Origin of the sequence: Paenibacillus curdlanolyticus YK9, from assembly GCF_000179615.1 — a bacterium.
In the GTDB taxonomy this organism is placed as follows: Bacteria; Bacillota; Bacilli; order Paenibacillales; family Paenibacillaceae; genus Paenibacillus_T; species Paenibacillus_T curdlanolyticus.
Genome location: NZ_AEDD01000011.1, coordinates 231,212 through 248,120, shown reverse-complemented (window position 1 = coordinate 248,120; position 16,909 = coordinate 231,212). Strand labels below are relative to the sequence as shown.

The 16,909-nt window shown below is 56.0% G+C and carries 11 protein-coding genes; all 11 read right to left on the bottom strand.

Annotation, left to right across the window (positions count from 1 at the left end; genetic code table 11):
* Position 1 precedes the first annotated feature (1 nt).
* Positions 2-2,311, bottom strand: coding sequence for an SDR family oxidoreductase (locus tag PAECUDRAFT_RS24935; protein ID WP_006039947.1), 2,310 nt, complete (start codon positions 2,309-2,311; stop codon positions 2-4).
* A gap of 29 nt (positions 2,312-2,340) precedes the next feature.
* Entirely contained in the window at positions 2,341-6,348 is a 4,008-nt protein-coding gene (locus PAECUDRAFT_RS24930; RefSeq protein WP_006039946.1) for a type I polyketide synthase, read from the bottom strand.
* 716 nt (positions 6,349-7,064) lie between these two features.
* A complete protein-coding gene (locus tag PAECUDRAFT_RS19915) occupies positions 7,065-7,610 on the bottom strand; it encodes a flavodoxin family protein (protein WP_006039945.1) in 546 nt (181 codons plus the stop codon).
* Between the two features lie 51 nt (positions 7,611-7,661).
* Positions 7,662-8,918, bottom strand: coding sequence for an ATP-grasp domain-containing protein (locus PAECUDRAFT_RS19910; RefSeq protein ID WP_006039944.1), 1,257 nt, complete (start codon positions 8,916-8,918; stop codon positions 7,662-7,664).
* Positions 8,919-9,045: 127 nt separating this feature from the next.
* Positions 9,046-10,272 (bottom strand): MFS transporter, encoded by a 1,227-nt coding sequence (locus tag PAECUDRAFT_RS19905; protein WP_006039943.1) that lies wholly within the window; start codon positions 10,270-10,272, stop codon positions 9,046-9,048.
* Complete coding sequence (locus PAECUDRAFT_RS19900) at positions 10,262-11,206, bottom strand: transketolase family protein (RefSeq protein ID WP_006039942.1); 945 nt, start codon at positions 11,204-11,206, stop codon at positions 10,262-10,264. The genes PAECUDRAFT_RS19905 and PAECUDRAFT_RS19900 overlap by 11 nt, the downstream gene beginning before the upstream one ends.
* Positions 11,203-12,012, bottom strand: coding sequence for a 1-deoxy-D-xylulose-5-phosphate synthase N-terminal domain-containing protein (locus PAECUDRAFT_RS19895; protein WP_006039941.1), 810 nt, complete (start codon positions 12,010-12,012; stop codon positions 11,203-11,205). Before PAECUDRAFT_RS19895 ends, PAECUDRAFT_RS19900 begins: the two co-directional genes overlap by 4 nt.
* A complete protein-coding gene (locus PAECUDRAFT_RS19890) occupies positions 11,951-13,858 on the bottom strand; it encodes a M20/M25/M40 family metallo-hydrolase (protein ID WP_006039940.1) in 1,908 nt (635 codons plus the stop codon). The genes PAECUDRAFT_RS19895 and PAECUDRAFT_RS19890 overlap by 62 nt, the downstream gene beginning before the upstream one ends.
* A complete protein-coding gene (gene argC, locus PAECUDRAFT_RS19885) occupies positions 13,858-14,907 on the bottom strand; it encodes an N-acetyl-gamma-glutamyl-phosphate reductase (protein ID WP_006039939.1) in 1,050 nt (349 codons plus the stop codon). Before argC ends, PAECUDRAFT_RS19890 begins: the two co-directional genes overlap by 1 nt.
* Positions 14,904-16,226, bottom strand: coding sequence for a DegT/DnrJ/EryC1/StrS aminotransferase family protein (locus PAECUDRAFT_RS19880; protein WP_006039938.1), 1,323 nt, complete (start codon positions 16,224-16,226; stop codon positions 14,904-14,906). Before PAECUDRAFT_RS19880 ends, argC begins: the two co-directional genes overlap by 4 nt.
* Positions 16,223-16,888, bottom strand: coding sequence for a hypothetical protein (locus PAECUDRAFT_RS19875; RefSeq protein ID WP_006039937.1), 666 nt, complete (start codon positions 16,886-16,888; stop codon positions 16,223-16,225). Before PAECUDRAFT_RS19875 ends, PAECUDRAFT_RS19880 begins: the two co-directional genes overlap by 4 nt.
* Positions 16,889-16,909: the final 21 nt, after the last annotated feature.

Here is a 16,909-nt window from a genome sequence, read left to right as displayed (position 1 = left end):
GCTATTGGCCGGCAACGATATGCATCTCGACGTTTCGAAGCTCTGCGAGCACTTCGCCTTGTTCGTTCAACCAAGCCAACTGCGAAACCGTCTTGTACCTACCGCGACGCTCGCTCCGAATCCGACAGACGATCGATTCATGCTCGGGCATGCTTCGGTAAGCTGCATACGATCCGATCGTGGTCGGTAGGGTCGTTTCGCCAAACATTCGGATTCCCCACAGCCGTGCGAGCTGCAAGCCGCCATCGAGCATCGCCGGATCGATTTGCCCTTCTTGATGCGACCATGCCGTCGCCTCGTCATGCTTGAATATCGCTTCTGCGCCCTCATGGCCTGCCAGCGTCAGCTCACGAATGACCCGGAAGGCTGATCCATGGAAAAGCTTGCTGCCATCATAGATGTCAGCCAATTGCCAACGCCATGCTTCACCGCCAGCTGCTTCAAACATAGGCGCATCCCCCTGCTCAGTATCATGCACGATACCCATTTCGACGTCAGCTGTATAGTGAATGAGTCCTTCCTCTCCCCTGAGCTCGAAGCTCAGCCGAGCATGCGCAAGACCGTCCGTTCGGTCGAAGCATGCCAAGGTCAGCCGAATGCGTTTACCGTCATTTGCTGCAGCTACAATTCCTTTTTTGACCGACAAGTTCGAGCACTGCTTCACCGTAAGATGCGGATAGGCTGCCGATGCAGCGCGTACAAACCAATCCAGTGCCATCACAGCCGGTACGACGGGATTGCCGCCGATCCGATGATCGTTCAGCCAAGGCGCATGCGAGGGCTCGGGCAGAAACAATTCCGCATGCCAGCTTCTCTCTGACGCGCCTTCGATCAGAGTTGGCCTGTCCTCCGAACAGCCGCCGATGACAACCTCGACAGGCCCGTTCATGTCCGTCGCCTCCGCTACGAAAGCAGCGGTTCCTTCCTCCAGCGGAATCAGATTGACGCCGCGCTGTTCAAAATGCTTCTTCAACAGCGGGCTGACCATCCCGCCGTCCCACGGACCCCAGTTGATCGACTTCACGATGCAGCCTGAGCCGCGGCGGATCGCTTCGGATTGGGCGCACTTATTCAGCACCTCATTGGCCATTGCATAATCCGCTTGCCCAACATTGCCGCTGCGGGCGGATACCGAAGAGAACAGGCAAATGAGCGAAAGCGGATCGCTTTCTGTTACGGACAGCAAAGCGCGAAGGCCCCCTACTTTCGTATCGAATACATAGTCGAATTGGTCCAGCGTCTTGTCCGCAATCGCTTTGTCAGCCAACACCCCCGCGCCATGCACGATGCCGGTGATCGGCCCCCATTGCGCGCGGATCGGAAGCAGCGCTTCCCGCAGCGCCTCAGCGTTTTGCACGTCGACTGGCACGTAGACGACTTCCGAACCAAGCGCTCTCAGCGTCTGAAGATTATCGGCAATTTCGCGATTCATCACAATACGCTGTACTTTTCGGCCGAGCTCCGCCAATGGCAAGGTTGTGCCGTCCGCCTTTGACTGTTCGAGCAGCGCGCGCTTCATTCCCGCGTCATCAGAGATCCCCCTGCATACGACAGGCTCTTCTTCGAGCGGCGTTCTGCCGAGCAAAATGAAGCGCTGCCGTTCTGTCCGCGCCAGCGCTGCTATCGCTGCAGCCGTAACGCCTCTTGCTCCTCCGGATACGAGCAGGACGGCAGGCTCTTCCGACTGTGCTTGGCCATCCCTTCCATCGCTGACCGAAGCAGACGCAGCTGACTCCAGATCTAATATTGGCGTTATTCGCGTTCCAGCAGCCTGAAGACCAACCTCGTATTCGGGCCCTCCGGCAAACAGCTCCTGGAAAATCCGCTCAGATGATTCCTCTGCCGTGAGCCCCTCACGATTGAGATCGATCGCCTTGACGGCGGCTTTCGGCCATTCACGCGCCGCTGTCTTCACAAGCCCCGTTAAGCCAGCTGTCCACACACTGCGGGGTGACGCCAAGTTCGTTAGGCCGAATGAGCCGCCAGTATCCTGCACCGTGACAAAAACGCCGCCCTGCCGGGCAAACTTTGCAGCAACCGTCTTCGCTGCCTCGAAGGCGCGGCGGTTCGCCAATAATGCCTCTTCATCCGTGTCCATCGTCTTTAGCGCATCCAGCCAGATGACAGCATCTGCTTTATCGGAAACAGAGGCTACCACTCTCGCCTGCGCTCCTGCTGCTAACATGCGCTTTGCGAGCGCTTCTGCAATTCCGTTCCCGTCATCCATGATTTCAATAGCTGCGCCGTCCCACAGGCCCGGCATCGCCAAGCCTGCCGCTGGCGCGGGAGCAGCTTTCACGCCGTAACGCACAACGGCAGGCCTTTTGCTACCATGGGCAACTACTTTTTTCCTGCAAACTCCTTGCCCTTACCGAGCGCTTGGTTCATATAATCAACAATTTCGCCCAACGTATTAAGCGCAGCCAGCTCGCCCGGCTGCACGTCTGGCAGCTCCGGCAGCTGATCCTGCACCGCGGATAAAATCTCGACGCGTTTGATCGAATCGATCCCAAGCCCCGACTCAAGCTCGATATCAAAATCAAGCATTTCGACCGGATAGCCCGTCTTCTCCGCTACCACTTCGAGCATGACCGACCTCACATCGCTAGACGGTGGGGGTGCTGCTGCTTCAGCAGCTGCTGGCGTGGCTGGCGCTGGCGGCATGTACGCTGGCGCTGCTGGAGCGGCTGGCGCGGGCGCTATGTACGCCGGCGCTGCTGGGGCCACTGGCGCTGGCGGCATGTACGCCGGCGCTGCTGGAGCGGCTGGCGCTGGCGGCATGTATGCCGGCGCTGCTGGTGCCACTGGCGCTGGCGGCATGTACGCTGGCGCTGCTGGAGCGGCTGGCGCTGGCGGCATGTATGCCGGCGCTGCTGGTGCCACTGGCGCTGGCGGTATGTACGCCGGCGCTGCTGGTGCCACTGGCGCTAGCGGCATGTATGCCGGCGCTGCTGGAGCCACTGGCGCTGGCGGCATGTATGCCGGCGCTGCTGGTGCCACAGGCGCAGGAATAGCAGCAGAGGCTGCAATTTCAGGCATCGCGGCGAAAGCGCCGAGCCCTCCGGCTGCCAGGGCGCTTAGCCCGGCAAGCGAAACTTCAGCCGTGCGCAAGAAAGCGATGTGGCTGTCCGCCATGGCACGTTGGTAGGCAGCATGCGCCTCCATCGTCTGGCGCTGCATCTCTGTGATCGCGCCAAGAAGAACGGATTGGGTCGTAATCGAATAGTTAGACATCGTAGTTTCCCCCTGAATATCGTTGATTCGAGACATTGCTATATTCGAAGCAGCCTGCTGTTGTTCTGCATAAGTAACTCTTGCCAAATCCATGCCGGATGCTCCAGCGCCAACTTGCGAGACGGCTGTATAGGCGAGTGCCGGACGCTGGGCTGCAGCCTCTTGTTGTAGGTTCGGCAGAGCCGCCTCAGATGCCCGCAGCTCCGTTCCTGAGCTTGGTGCGGCGTTAATCATCGCCTTAGCCTCATTTGGCTTCGGCAGCGCTGGCGTTCCCCCCTTAGGCGGATAAGGCCGACCGTTATTGACGCCGCTGAGCGGAATGGTGAATGCTGGCTTATGACTGTTGCGAGGATCTCCCTCTTCCTTGTAATCCTCCCAGAACGACCTGAGATCGATCGGTACGCCGGCAGAAGCCAGCCGACCGAGCGTGTGCCACAACGAATGGACGCCGTGCTGCCCTTTGCGATCGGTGCCGACGGCCACAATATCCTTGCCTGCAAGGCATTGCGCAACAAGACCAGTCAGGACGGCGCTCGGTCCGACCTCTATAAATGTGCGTACGCCGCTCGCATAGAGCGCCTGAACCGTCTCTGCGAACAGAACAGGCTGCGCGATTTGAGCGGCCAGCTGATCTCGCAATCCGTCCGGAGTTGAAGGGAACGGCTGGCCGTCTGCGTTCGACACCACCACACCCCGCCCCGCTTCAACGGAACAGTCCGCCAGATACGTACGGAACTCCGGTACAGAGGAAGCGACGAGAGGCGAATGAAAGGCCGTGGATACAGGCAGCCGTTGGCAGCTTATGCCTTGCGCAGACAATGCTCCCTCCATGCGGCTAATGGCTTCCGCTTCCCCTGAGATGACAACTTGGCTTGGACTGTTATGGTTTGCGCAGGTCACGGCTAGTCCGCTCTCTTCTACTATCGCGCGCACCTGGCTTATTGAGGCGAACACCGCGCACATCGCGCCGCTGCCTGCCGATGCTGCGGAGGCGGCAGCCATTAGCTCGCCGCGCTTTCTCGCCGCTTGCAGCATGTCTGCCTCATTGAGTACACCCGCTGCGCACAACGCGGAAAGCTCACCGAAGCTATGACCCGCAAAATGCTCTGCTTGAACGCCAGCCTTGCGCAGCACATGCAGCGCCGACATGCTCATCGCGCCAATGGCTGGCTGCGCCCATTCAGTTGCCTGCAATCGGTTGCGCTGCGTATCCAGCTCTTCGCTGGTAAACACGGGCCGAGGGTAGACAATCTCATGCAGGCTGCTGCTTGCATCCATTGACACATCAGCCGCCCTATCCCACACCGCACGTGCTTCGTCGAATGCCAATAGCAGCTCCGATCCCATGTTCAGATACTGGCTTCCTTGGCCGGGAAACAGCATCGCTATTTTGCCTGGAATCGCGCCATTCGCATAATAAATCCCGCTATTATCATCGATCCGTTGCTCTGGATGATGACGAAGCGCTGCGATTGCCTTCTCCAGTTTGATCCTTAGATCACTCAGATCCGCGGTTACAAGCGCCAGCCTCGCCGGCTGCTTCGGATCATAATACGACTGTGTATGCCGAGCGAGATAAGCATGCAATCCTTCGTCGTCTGTCAATCCGGCAAGCAGCTCTTCACACTGGGCTAGCAAATCCGCCGGATTGTTCGCGCTGAACAGGAGCAGCTCGGACGGCATGGTCCGCAGCTTCCAAGCCTGACGGCCCGGTCCCTTATATTCCTCTAAGGTGACGTGAAAGTTGCTGCCGCCGAAGCCGAACGCGCTGACGGATGCTCGTCTCGGATGTGAAGCCCCCCTGATCCAAGGCCGCGCTTTTGTATTCAAATAAAACGGGCTGTTCGAAATATCCAAGTTCGGATTGGGCCGATCGACCTTAATCGTGGGCGGCAGCGCCTTATGACGAAGCGCCATGACAGCCTTGAACATGCCAGCCGCTCCCGCCGTTCCCTTCGTGTGTCCGATCTGGGATTTGACGGAGCCGAGCGCGCACCATTGCCGATCCGCTCTTGTTCCGTCATCAAATACCGAAGCTAACCCGGCAAATTCCGCCGCATCGCCCGCTTTCGTCCCCGTTCCGTGCGCTTCCATAAGCTCTACGGTAGCAGGCGAATACCCGGCCATCTCATATGCACGCCGAAGCGCTTTTGCTTGCCCTTTGGAAACAGGCGCGTACACGCTTTTGGACTTCCCGTCGGACGATGTCCCGAAGCCTCTCAGCACAGCGTAGATCCGATCGCCGTCTCGCTCTGCATCCTCCAGACGCCGTAGCGCAAACATGCATAACCCTTCGCCGAGCATCGTTCCATCTGCCTGATCCGAGAACGGACGGCAGTCGCCTGTCGGGGATAGCGCTGGCGTCTGGCTGAAGCACATAAACATGAAAATATCGTTTAACGTATCTACGCCGCCAGTAATGACAAGATCGGACTTTCCAGCCAACAGCTCCATCGCGCCCATCGAGATGGACGTTAAGGAGCTGGCGCATGCCGCATCCACGATGCAGTTCGTACCGCCGAGGTTAAAATGGTTGGCGATTCTTCCCGCAATAACGTTGCCTAGCAAGCCGGGGAACGAACTTTCCTTCCATGGCACGTACTCGGCAGCAATGCGGTCGCTAATTTCTTGCACCTCATCCTCCGGCAGTCCGCTCTCCCGAAGCACCTTCACCCAGACCGGCCGCTGAATGCGGCTGCCAAGCTCCACGGTGAGCTCCGAGGCGGATGCTGTCCCGAGAATGACACTGATCCGATCCTTGTCGATCAAGCTGAATTGACCTTGCGCCGCGTCTTCCAGCACGCTCTTCGCCACCATCAGGCCGAGCAATTGACTCGTATCCGTCGCAGGAATGTTGCTTGGCGGCATCGAGAATTCCTTCGGATCGAATTGCACCTGCTTCAGAAAAGCGCCTCGCTTGGCATAGGTTTTGTCCGGCGTCATCGGCGTAGGATCGTAATAATCCTCGATGAGCCAATGCGAGCTAGGAATGTCGGTCATCAGATCGTTACCAGCCATGATGTCGTTCCAGAATCCCCTGTTATCGGTCGATCCAGGGAACAACGCGCTGACACCGACGATTGCGATCGCACCGGATCCTATTGAGTCGTTCACTTGCCTTCCTCCTTTTTCACGTACTTTAAGCATGCTTTAAATCACCCGTTCAATGCTCGTTAATAAACAAATTAACTACAGTAATCCAAGGTTAATACACGGTTAAAAATCGATAACGGACAGCTTGCCGCAAGTAAAAATACTCCTGTCTATCACCCGACAAATTGCCCGATGTACTTCCTTCCTATCTTGGTTCCTATTGCCTATTATAAGGGAACAATCCGCTCTCGTGAATTCACATTTTGTCGAATTTAGACGAATTTCTCCCTCGTTTTTCTAGTGAATGTGTGCAGACAAGGACAAATGGCATAGATCGACCACGACTCCACAGCTCTCGATCCACTTTCATTCCTAGCAAAACAACAAAAGACGTTTCCCTATACAGGTACGTCTGCTTCAATGCATCACTCACTAAATAACTCGGCTAAGGGACCTGAGAGCCGTTATTTGGCGAAAAAGACAGGGTTTGAATTTGTAACGGACTCCAAAGCCTTTATTCGCACCAAAATAACCCCATTCGCGCCCATATTAACCCAATAACGCCTCGGAGGTCCGTTACAGAATCAACTTCGCTGTTTTCAGCGTAATAACGGCTTTACAGTCCGTTAGCGCGAGAGCGTGCGTCCAGTTGGAACACGAAAAAAGCCGCGGATCGCCTCCGCAGCTTTCAGTCACCTTTCAGTCCCCTTCCACATTCCTATCCTTCCAGCTCGCGCCTAACCCGACACCCCCCGCCACTTGTTCCGTATTTCCTCCACCGTCGCCAACGCAACCTTGTCTTCCAAAATATCGCCGGGCCGATTGGCTTTGCCCAGAATATAGCCTTCGAACTTCGTGCGCGTAAATTCGAAAATCGATTGGAATTGCAAAATGAGCGGTATGCCCTTCAGATGAGGCTCGTCATCGCCGATGCCGATTACCCACGCCGATTTGCCTGAAAGTTTCGCGAGGAATCCTTCCCTATCTTCTCGCAGCGATTGGGACCATCGGTCGATGAACGTTTTCGTGAGCCCGGATGCCCCATACCAGTAAATTGGCGTGGCGAACACAATCGTATCCTGCGCCAACACCTGCTCAATGACGGAGTGGTAATCATCCTCGGGGTAGGGCTCTTTCTCGGAATGCCGGTAATCCTTGATCGGCTCGATGGTATAATCGGACAGGTAGAGATGGACGGCATCAAACCCTTCGGTTAACCGTTTGGCAAGCTGGTCCGAGTTTCCGTTTCTTCTAGCGCTTCCGTAAATGACTGCGATGCCCATTCGTAAACATTCCCCCTCATTCGCAAAATAGCTGTGGCCGCCTCTATTATGCTATGCAATCACGGCCTCTTGATTGCGATAAACGACCTTCACTTGCTGGAGCAGCGTAAGCGCCAGCTGCTTGGCTTCTTGCGGTGTATCGCCTGCGACAATAAAGTACGCAAGCCGATCATCCGAGCTTTTTGCTTTCGCGACGTTATCGCCGGGCACCGCCGAAACATGGCTCCGAATAACCTTCGGATGCTGGAGCACATCGTCGATTCCTTCAAGTCGCTCGAGCACGCCATCGCGCTCGGCGGTCACGTAAGCAATCGAGGCCGCACGATCATGCTTCTTCTCGATGGCAACTGGTTGATCGAGATAATAGTTAACTGTCGCTTCGAATACATCTACGCCGAAGGCCAATACGAGCAAGTCCGACGAGATGTTGTCCCCGCCCGGTCTTCCGTTTACTTCGATGATACGGGGCCCAGATGAGGTTAGCTTCACCTCTACATGACTCGGTCCATCGGTTAATCCAATCGCTTTAAGCGCTTCAACTGCCACCCGAATAATATCGTCCTGTCGTTCGGTATAAGAAGGAGACGGCAGCGTATGGAACGTTTCTACGAAATAGGGCAACGGTGTCGTCAGCTTCTCTGTCACGGCAGCGAATATTGCTTCTCCTTGCTGCAGGAACAGCTCCACACTGAACTCCGGTCCTTGCAAATATTGTTCGATCAAGTAGTCCTCGCGGACTTTGAAATCCATATAAGTCACTTTAAACTCGACGATCGCCTCAAACGACTTCCGCAGCTCCACTTCATTATGGATAAAAAATACATGCTGACTGCTCGCGCAATTGGTCGGCTTCAGCACAACGGGGTAGCCGATTTCTGCGGCAGCCGCAGCAGCTTCATCAAAGCTTGTTACTTTACGGAACGCTGCGCTAGGAACGCCGTGTTCAGCGTAAGCCTCCCTCGCCAAATCTTTATTCCGCGATTTTAGCGCTGCTTCGTATGGCACGCCTCGCAGGCCAAGCCGCTCCGCGACCTTCGCCGTCAAGTGGGAGGCGTAATCGGTTGCCGGAATGAGGGCGTCCAGCTTGCCCGCGTATGGCGAATCCGTTATCGCCTGATATAGCGATTGTTCGTCTCGGATGTCGGCTACGATCAAATCATGATAGATGCCCTCGTACCCGTATTTCTTCGGATTATCCTCAGACGATACAATCGCGATGACGCGATGCCCTTGTCCATAGGCGACTCTAGCAAAGCTAACGCCGTAAAAGCTAGGCTCGACAAACGCAATCGTTTTGACCGTTGGCATTGTTCTCACTCCTTACGAAATTTTCGGACAAAATTTGCTATGTTGGGCGCTGCAACCGCAGCAGCATGATTTTGCATTTGTGGATGCTTACATATGCATTTGTGCATTGTGCATGTAAGCATTCCATTCACGCCTCGACTTCCACCGTTTGTTTCTGCGGCAGCTTCGACTTGCTGTTCAGCACGTAATAAGCAATCAATCCGACGAGCATCAACCCACCCATCACAATGAATCCAAGCCCCGGCGAGAATCGGTCGATGACGACGCCAAGCCCTGTTGCAGAGACGGTCTGCAGCAGCAAAGAAATGCCCATCCAGACTGAAGTCGCGCGCCCCATATACGATTTGGATACCGACGCCATCAGCGATGTCGTGATCAGGATGCGCAGAGAGGAGTTCGTCAAGCCGATGATGACGCAGCCGATATAGAGCAAAAGCACAGTCGAATTAAAGGCGATTGCCACGAGATTTACAACGGATACGAGGAAGATAAGCAGAATCGTTCCGTGCTGCGACAGCTTTCTCGCAAGCGGAGCGGCCAAGAAACCGGACAGGAGCCCCCCGATGCCATAGCTCATATCCGACAAACCGAACACGATGGAATCCCCGCCTACCGATGTACTGACGTAACCCGGCAGCACGACGTTGAATACCATCGTCGTCACCAGCGGGATAATAGATACGACGCCCAGAATGAATAGAGAAGGTCTTTCCGCCAAATAATGAATGCCCGCCTTGAAGGAGTCGAAGAACGACGTCTCGTCATGCTCGACCGGCAGAGCCGAATACGAAATTCGACTGAGGAAGAGGCTGCTGATGAGAAAAGCGGCTGCGTTCAGGAGCAAGATCGCCTCGAAGCCGATATATTTGTACAGAACCCCGGATAAGCCTCCAGCCATGAACATGCCGACCTGCAAGCTGATTTCGATCAAGGAATTGCCGTGTATCAGCTCCTTCTCGGTCAACAGCTCTTGCACAAGGCTTCGCGAAGCGCTCATATAGAGCGCCCAGCCCATGCCGTTGACCGCGGCGAACGCATACAAGTATTCAACATGGAAGCCGGTCCCGAAGAAGGCGCCTGTGATGAGCAGCAGCGCTGCGGCTCTTACAACATTCGCCCACAGAAGGATCGACTTCCGATTCCATTTGTCAACGAACGTCCCGGCGAATGCAGATACGAGGAAGCCTGCGATCACGTTAAGCGAGAGCATGAGCCCTACGGAAGTAATCGATCCCGTCTGGTCCATCAGATACCAGTTGGCGCCGATCGTGCTCATCCCTACGCCGAAGCCGGATACGATATCCGCGATGAAATAATTCCGAAACCTGCTCGCTCTTAGCACGCTAAATATCATCCGACCCTCCTAGCAGCGATTGAATTTGCTGACGCAGCGGCTCTAAGCCGAAGCCTAGATCGGCAAGCACCTCCGCATGCGAGCCGCCATACATCGGCCACTGCTCCCCGCAATTATGCGAATAAACCGGATGCTCCGGCATTATCAACGCCAGATAAGACGCGGTGCCGCCGGTTGCCCGATGCTCCTCGACGACGAGGAACCGATCGGCTAATGACTGAAGCGGCTCCACATATGCTTTCAAGCTTTGGCTGTCGACATAACAAGCATGGGCGTGCACAACCGATTCGAATTGCTCGGTTAGCGCTTTGCACAGCTCGGTCGCTTGCTCCCCGACGGACAGGAGGCAAAGCTTGGCTCGGCCATGAACCGCCCCCCTTTCTACCAGAAGCTCTCTGCATGAGGATGCCGAGGCTCGGGCTAAGCTTTCGAACGCATCATTGCGGGATAGGCGAATGTAGTACGGCTCCGTTGATGCCGCCGCTTCGCGGATCACCCTCCGCGTCTCTTCTTCTCCGTGCGGGCACGCGATGCGAATATTTTGAAAAGACTGGATCACCGCGATATCCTCCAGCGCATGATGGGTCGTGCCGAACCATCCGCCTGACACGCCGCCGTACGGAGCAACGAGCTTCACGTTTTTCCCCATATAGCCTAGCGATAATTTCACGCTTTCCGCAGCTCGCAGTGCCGCGAAAGCGGCGAACGTCGAGATAAAGGGCACGTATCCCGCTTCGGCGAGTCCTGCCGCGATATCGACGCCGGCTAACTCCGCGATGCCAAGGTTCAAGAACCGCTCCGGATGCCGGGTCTGGAACGGATGGTTTTTGCCGCCCAAATCCGCCTCTAGGCAAACGATTCGTTCTTCGGTTTCCGCGAGCTTGGCGAGCTCGTCCTTATAGGCATCCCTTCCCGATAGCGTCGCCGTCGTCATGATAGGCTCACCTTCCATCTTTTCGCCAGATTGGCCGGAATTTTAGCGTAATGGGCATCCGGATTGCCCTCTAATGCGGCAACGCCCTTGCCTTTGATCGTTCGAGCAAGAATGGCGATCGGCTTCTCGCCATCCGGCGTTATCGCATCGAATATAGCGTCATGCTGGTGACCGTCGATTTCCCGGACAGCGAACCCGAATGCCTCGAACCGCTCCTTTAGGTTGCGGATTGGCGAAATGTCATCGACATAGCCATCATTTTGACCGCCATTGCAGTCCACGATATAGATGAAGTTCGACAGCGACTGGGCTTGCACGATTTGAGCCGTCTCCCAAATGAGCCCTTCCTGCAGCTCCCCGTCTCCTCCGATCGCGATGCCGAGGCCTTCCGTGCCTCGCAGCTTTTGCGCTAAAGCCCAACCCGCCGCATAGGCGACGCCATGGCCCAAGCTGCCGGTTGCAAAAGGGATGCCGGGAAGCTTGTGGTTCGGGTGCCCTGTATAAAGCGAGCCTTGCTTCCCATAGCTTTCCGCCGGATTAGAGGGCAAGATTCCGTATACGTATAAAGCCGCATACAAGCCCGCCGCCGCATGTCCTTTACTCAAAATGATCGAGGAATGCGTGTCATGCCCATACTTCGCATAAGCGGCGATCAACAGGTCGATAACCGATAAGCTGCCCCCGATGTGGCAGCCGGTTGGGGTGGCCGCCATGTCGATGATCAGCTTTCTAGCTTCTTTTGCCCTATCGGCTAACGACGGGGGCGGAAGCTCCTGTACCTTGTATGCCGATATCGATTGCTCCATGTAATCCTCCGTTTAACCGGAACCATTCATTAACCGCCTCTCTCAGAATGGCTCGCGAAGATTCGACTTCCTCATAGCGCAAATATTCGTCGTTCGTATGGTCCAGGCTAGAATCGCCCGGCCCGTATGCCACCATCGGAACGGAAGTCCACGTCGTCGCCAGCGTGTTCATATCGCTCGTTCCCCGCTTCTTCAAATAGCGAATCGACTTTCCATGCTTGGCGAAGCTTCGCACGAACGATTTCACCAGCGTATCCGAACGCGAATTGGCAAAGCCCGGCGTCGAGCGAAGCACCTCGACCGTCACCCCTTCCCCGAAGGACAGCTCGACCTTGTCCCTATAGTCGTTGCCCGCTTCCGGCGATATTCTGAAATTCAGGATCGCGGTTGCCGTAATAAAACCACGCTCGTTCAGATGCTCGATATCGATCAAGGAGGACAAGCTCTGCTGATCGAGCTCCTGAACGATGCCGCGAATATGAGCTGCAACCTGATACAGCTCATCGATGGCGCTCACGCTATCCTTCGCCGCCGTATGCTCCTGCGCTCTCCGAATGGAAATCCGCAGCTTGAACAGTCCGTAATATCCTAACGTCAAGCTATCTTCGCCGCTCGGTTCGCCGATGACGACTGCGTCCGCCCGGTAATGGTCCCGAATGTAAAAAGCGCCTTTCGAAGACGAAATTTCCTCTTCCACAGCGCCAATCACTAGCAGCGAGCCATTCTCGGGCACCTCTGCTTCCAGCAGCGTATGGACGAAGTTGACGAAGCTGCCTTTGGCGTCCACGACGCCTCTTCCGGTCACCCCGTCTGCGTCGGCTCGAACAGGCCACACATGCGGCACCGTGTCGATATGACCGAGAAGCAGGAGCGTATGGGGACCATTGCCCTTGCGGAACACGATATTGCCTACCTCGTCGATCTGTCCCGTTATCGACGGGTCTTGCACTTCTTCAAGCAGAAACCGAGCCAGCTCATGCTCGTCTTCGGAAACGGACGGAATTCGGATTGTTTTGTTCAGCAGTTCGAAGCTGGGTGCCCCGCGTTCGCCTTGCCAGAACCATGTCCGGCCTCCTTCCTCCACCGAGTGAGGACCGGAAATATTGACATCGCAAACTCCCCGGCTAACCGCCAGACGAGCCGCCCTTACTTTCTGCTTCATTCGCCCTTGGACGGATGCCAGCTCCTCGTCCTCGTACACATCCGGAATCGTCGAGCCCGCATCTCCGACATCCTGCAGCAAGCCCGCCGTGCCGGTCACGAAACGAAGATGATGCGCTTCGAGCTCGACAGCAAGCTCGGCGGCAAGAACGTCCGCATCGATATTGATGTAAGAGTCGATCTCGGAATCCCAGATGGGAGGCGACAAGCATACGACATCGAAAGCCGATAGAGCGGCATGGAGGAATTCCGTGTGGCTGCCCGTGTATTGGCCGAATAACGAATCCCTTACGATGACGGTTTTCTGGCCTTGGATCGCTTTGATCGGCTTCGCCTTTCGCCCGCGCACAAGACCGTTGTCGCCGCCTAACTGCGCGAATACGCTTAGCCCTTGCGCTTTCAGCTGCTCCCGGATCGGAGCCAAAATGTATGCATGGTAAGCGTCTCGAATATAAGGCATCTCCTCCGGGGAGCAATAGCGCACGTCATCGCCGGACGGCAGCGTCAAGAACGGCATCGGCCGCGATAGCGCTTCATACTTCTGGCGTATTGCCTCCGCTCCGCCGGCAACCAGCAGCACTTGGTTCCCTCTGCGCGAGATGCGGGCAATCTCCTCGAAAATGCGGGGATGATTCACGATGGTGCTGCTGCCAAGCTTGATGACATATAGGCTGCCGCTGCTCATTATGGCCACGCTCCTTCGCCTTCTTGGGGCAATCCTTCTTCCTCCGGGAACCCAAAATACAGATTGGCCGCCTGAACGGCTTGCCCCGCCGCTCCCTTGAGCAGGTTATCGATCGTCGCCAAGGAAACGCAATTTCGACCTTCCACATATGCCCCGACCTCTGCAAAATTCGTGCCGTTCACCGTCTTGATCATGGGAGTTCCGTTGCCAGCCGAGAGGTAATGGACAAACGGTTTATCAGCATAGGTGCTGTAAAACGCTTTTCTCACATCAACGGCGGTAACGCCTTCCTTGAGCAAAGCATAGGAGGTCGCCATAATCCCCCTCGGCAAATCAAGGCTATATACCGAAAATTGCAGATCGACCGTACGGCCGAACGGGTCAAACAACGCCTGTTCGATTTCCGGCTTATGCCGATGGCCGTGCACTTTGAACGCTCTGAAGTTACTCGTGCGCTCGGCATGATGCTCGCTCGTCGACTTGCCGCCTCCGCTCGAACCCGTCTTGGCATCCGTCACGACACGCTCCTCGATCAAGTCATGCGCCACTAGCGGAAATAACGTATAAAGCGTCGCCACCGCCATACATCCCGGCAAATTAATAACCTTCTTCGTTCGGTCGATTTCACTGAATTCGGGCACAAAATAATGCCACCCGCCTTCAAACGCATGCTTCAGCGTCTCCGGATAATGCCGCTGCAAGAGTGCGGTGTCGGAGATGCGATAATCGCCGCTCACATTAAACACATAGTCCGCATGCTCGGTAACCTTCGCGATAAGCTTCGGCAATTCGCCAGTAGGCAAGCATGAGAATACGGCGTCATAATGCCCCTCCAGCTCGGAGGCGCGGCTGAACTTAAGCGAGCTAATCTTCTTCTTATGGACCGATGCGGCATAATACTTGTCGACCGGAAGCCCGGCATTCGACTCGGAGGAAATAAACGTTACGTCGAATCCGGGATGCTTCCGAAGCAGCCTGTACAGCTCGGCGCCAGTGAACCCGCTGCCGCCGAGAATGGCTACCCGCTTCAATCGCGACTCGCCGCTCATCCTAGCCGCGCGTCTCTTTCGTACACGATCTTCACATCGCCGCCTTGTTCAACAAGCTCGCGTATCTTATGCGGGTTCGCATCGACTTTCTTGAATGCCAAGGCGTAAGCCTGAATGCGTTCGTACTCGATCGGCGTTCGGAGCTCTCTGCAGATCGTGAGTGTGCTGCGCAGCATGTTCAGCGTTACAGGGAATCGGTTCAAATCGTAGCCGAAATCCTCGCGATCCGATAACGAGAACGGGTAGCCGTTGCCGAAGCCCCTCCTGTTCTTGAACGGAAGATGGCCGGGGATCGGCACGTTCTGCCATTCCCTTGCAAAGACGCCTTCGGCATGAATCAGCTGCTCGACCGCATGCTTCACCCGGTAATCGTCCAGATCCCCAAGCCCCAGACGTTCAGGATGCAGCTTAACCCGGTACATATTGTAGCTATGCTTGTACCCTTCGGGAACGAAAGGCCCGCTGAACAGCTTCGTCTCCTTGAGCGCATCGGTCAAATAGGCCGCGTTTCTCGCACGAATCGCGTCGTAATAAGGCAGCCGATCAAGCTGGCTGAGGCCGAAAGCCGCAGCGATCCACGACATGCGATAATCGATGCCCGACGCATCCAAAAATGCGAGTGCGCGCTCATAATCCTCTTTTTCCCGGAAAAACGCGATGCCGCCTTCGCCCCCAACAGGGAAGTTTTTGTCGGCCATCAGGCTCTGTCCCGCGCTGTCTCCGATCGACCCTGCCACTTGCCCGTCAATCGATGCGGAATGGGCATGCGAAGCGTCTTCGACCAGCCGTAGACCATGCTTGTCTGCCAGCTGGCGCAGCGCAGACAAGTCGGCTGGCAAGCCGTGCACGTGAACCGGCATGATCGCTTTGGTTTTATGCGTAATCGCTTCCTCCACCTTCGTGGCATCCAGGCAATAGGTGACGGGATCGATATCGACGAAAATCGGGATCGCTTTGGCGGCAACGACCGCCTGCGCGGTCGCGATAAACGTGAACGCAGGCACGATGACCTCGTCGCCGGGCTGCACGCCTACTCCGACGAGCGCAAGATGCAGGCTCGACGTGCCGCTTGACGTTGCAATCGCGTAATTCGCGCCTACATAATTGCGATAAGCTTCCTTAAACTCCTCGACGACGCTTTCGCCGTCCTGCTGGATCGAGACGAACAATTGAATGACGTCTTCTTTCGTAATAATGGGGAAGTTCGTTTTGCGAACGTCTTCAGGAATAATCGAGGGTCCCCCGTCGAGTGCAAGCGGAGATTTGATCCACTCCTCGTCAGGCAGCTGCAGCGGTTTGCGAATAAAATCGGTTTTCATGAGGATTGCTTCCTCCTTAACAACGATATCTTGACGCAGGCCGCCACGAGCGGGCTAAGCCTGTAGTTGAATTGAGCGGCTGGCTGGAGCTCCGGCGAGCTCTCCTCCTGCGTCCACATCGTCTGCAGGTCGAAGGCGCCGAATATTTTGAGCCGCTCCGCTTTCTTCCAGATCAGCTCGTCGTTCGAGGCGATCGCGGCGACCGGGCCGAAGCCCAGTCCCGTGAAATCGAGGACGAATACGGGGGACTGCCCGGCGGAGTCCCGTACCGCTTGGTCCAGCCGATGGAGGTTTTGCCCGTCTACCGCTATCGCGGAATAAGCGGCTTCCGTTTGGGGATTCGTTACGAGCTGGATGCCCAGCCAGTTCGCGAATTTCCGCTCTTGCTCGCTCGCATTGTCGATGCGCGCCGTCGAGCCGTAGACGATGTCCTGTCCCCACAATGCCCCGTGAACCGCACCTGTGAAGCTGTTAAACAAAGAAACGTATCGGGTATTCGTGAGTTTCGCGATTGCCTTCTCCAGCCCTTTTAATTCGTGGTCGTTTTTCTCGATACTCATAATGACGCCTGAATTCAGCACTCTCGACAATACGAAGGATAAGGAAAAATAATGTTCCTTCTCAATCGCCGGCGCTGCCGGTTTCGTTAATGTATCGCTCATTCTTTAATTATTCCTCCCCGC

Bases quoted from the DNA above. Each gene is read 5' to 3' on its own strand.
- PAECUDRAFT_RS19900 (WP_006039942.1), bottom strand. From the start codon at position 11,206: ATGACGACGGCGACGCTATCGGGAAGGGATGCCTATAAGGACGAGCTC.
- PAECUDRAFT_RS19880 (WP_006039938.1), bottom strand. From the start codon at position 16,226: ATGAAAACCGATTTTATTCGCAAACCGCTGCAGCTGCCTGACGAGGAG.
- PAECUDRAFT_RS19915 (WP_006039945.1), bottom strand. From the start codon at position 7,610: ATGGGCATCGCAGTCATTTACGGAAGCGCTAGAAGAAACGGAAACTCG.
- PAECUDRAFT_RS19895 (WP_006039941.1), bottom strand. From the start codon at position 12,012: ATGGAGCAATCGATATCGGCATACAAGGTACAGGAGCTTCCGCCCCCG.
- PAECUDRAFT_RS19875 (WP_006039937.1), bottom strand. From the start codon at position 16,888: ATGAGCGATACATTAACGAAACCGGCAGCGCCGGCGATTGAGAAGGAA.
- PAECUDRAFT_RS19890 (WP_006039940.1), bottom strand. From the start codon at position 13,858: ATGAGCAGCGGCAGCCTATATGTCATCAAGCTTGGCAGCAGCACCATC.
- argC (WP_006039939.1), bottom strand. From the start codon at position 14,907: ATGAGCGGCGAGTCGCGATTGAAGCGGGTAGCCATTCTCGGCGGCAGC.
- PAECUDRAFT_RS19910 (WP_006039944.1), bottom strand. From the start codon at position 8,918: ATGCCAACGGTCAAAACGATTGCGTTTGTCGAGCCTAGCTTTTACGGC.
- PAECUDRAFT_RS19905 (WP_006039943.1), bottom strand. From the start codon at position 10,272: ATGATATTTAGCGTGCTAAGAGCGAGCAGGTTTCGGAATTATTTCATC.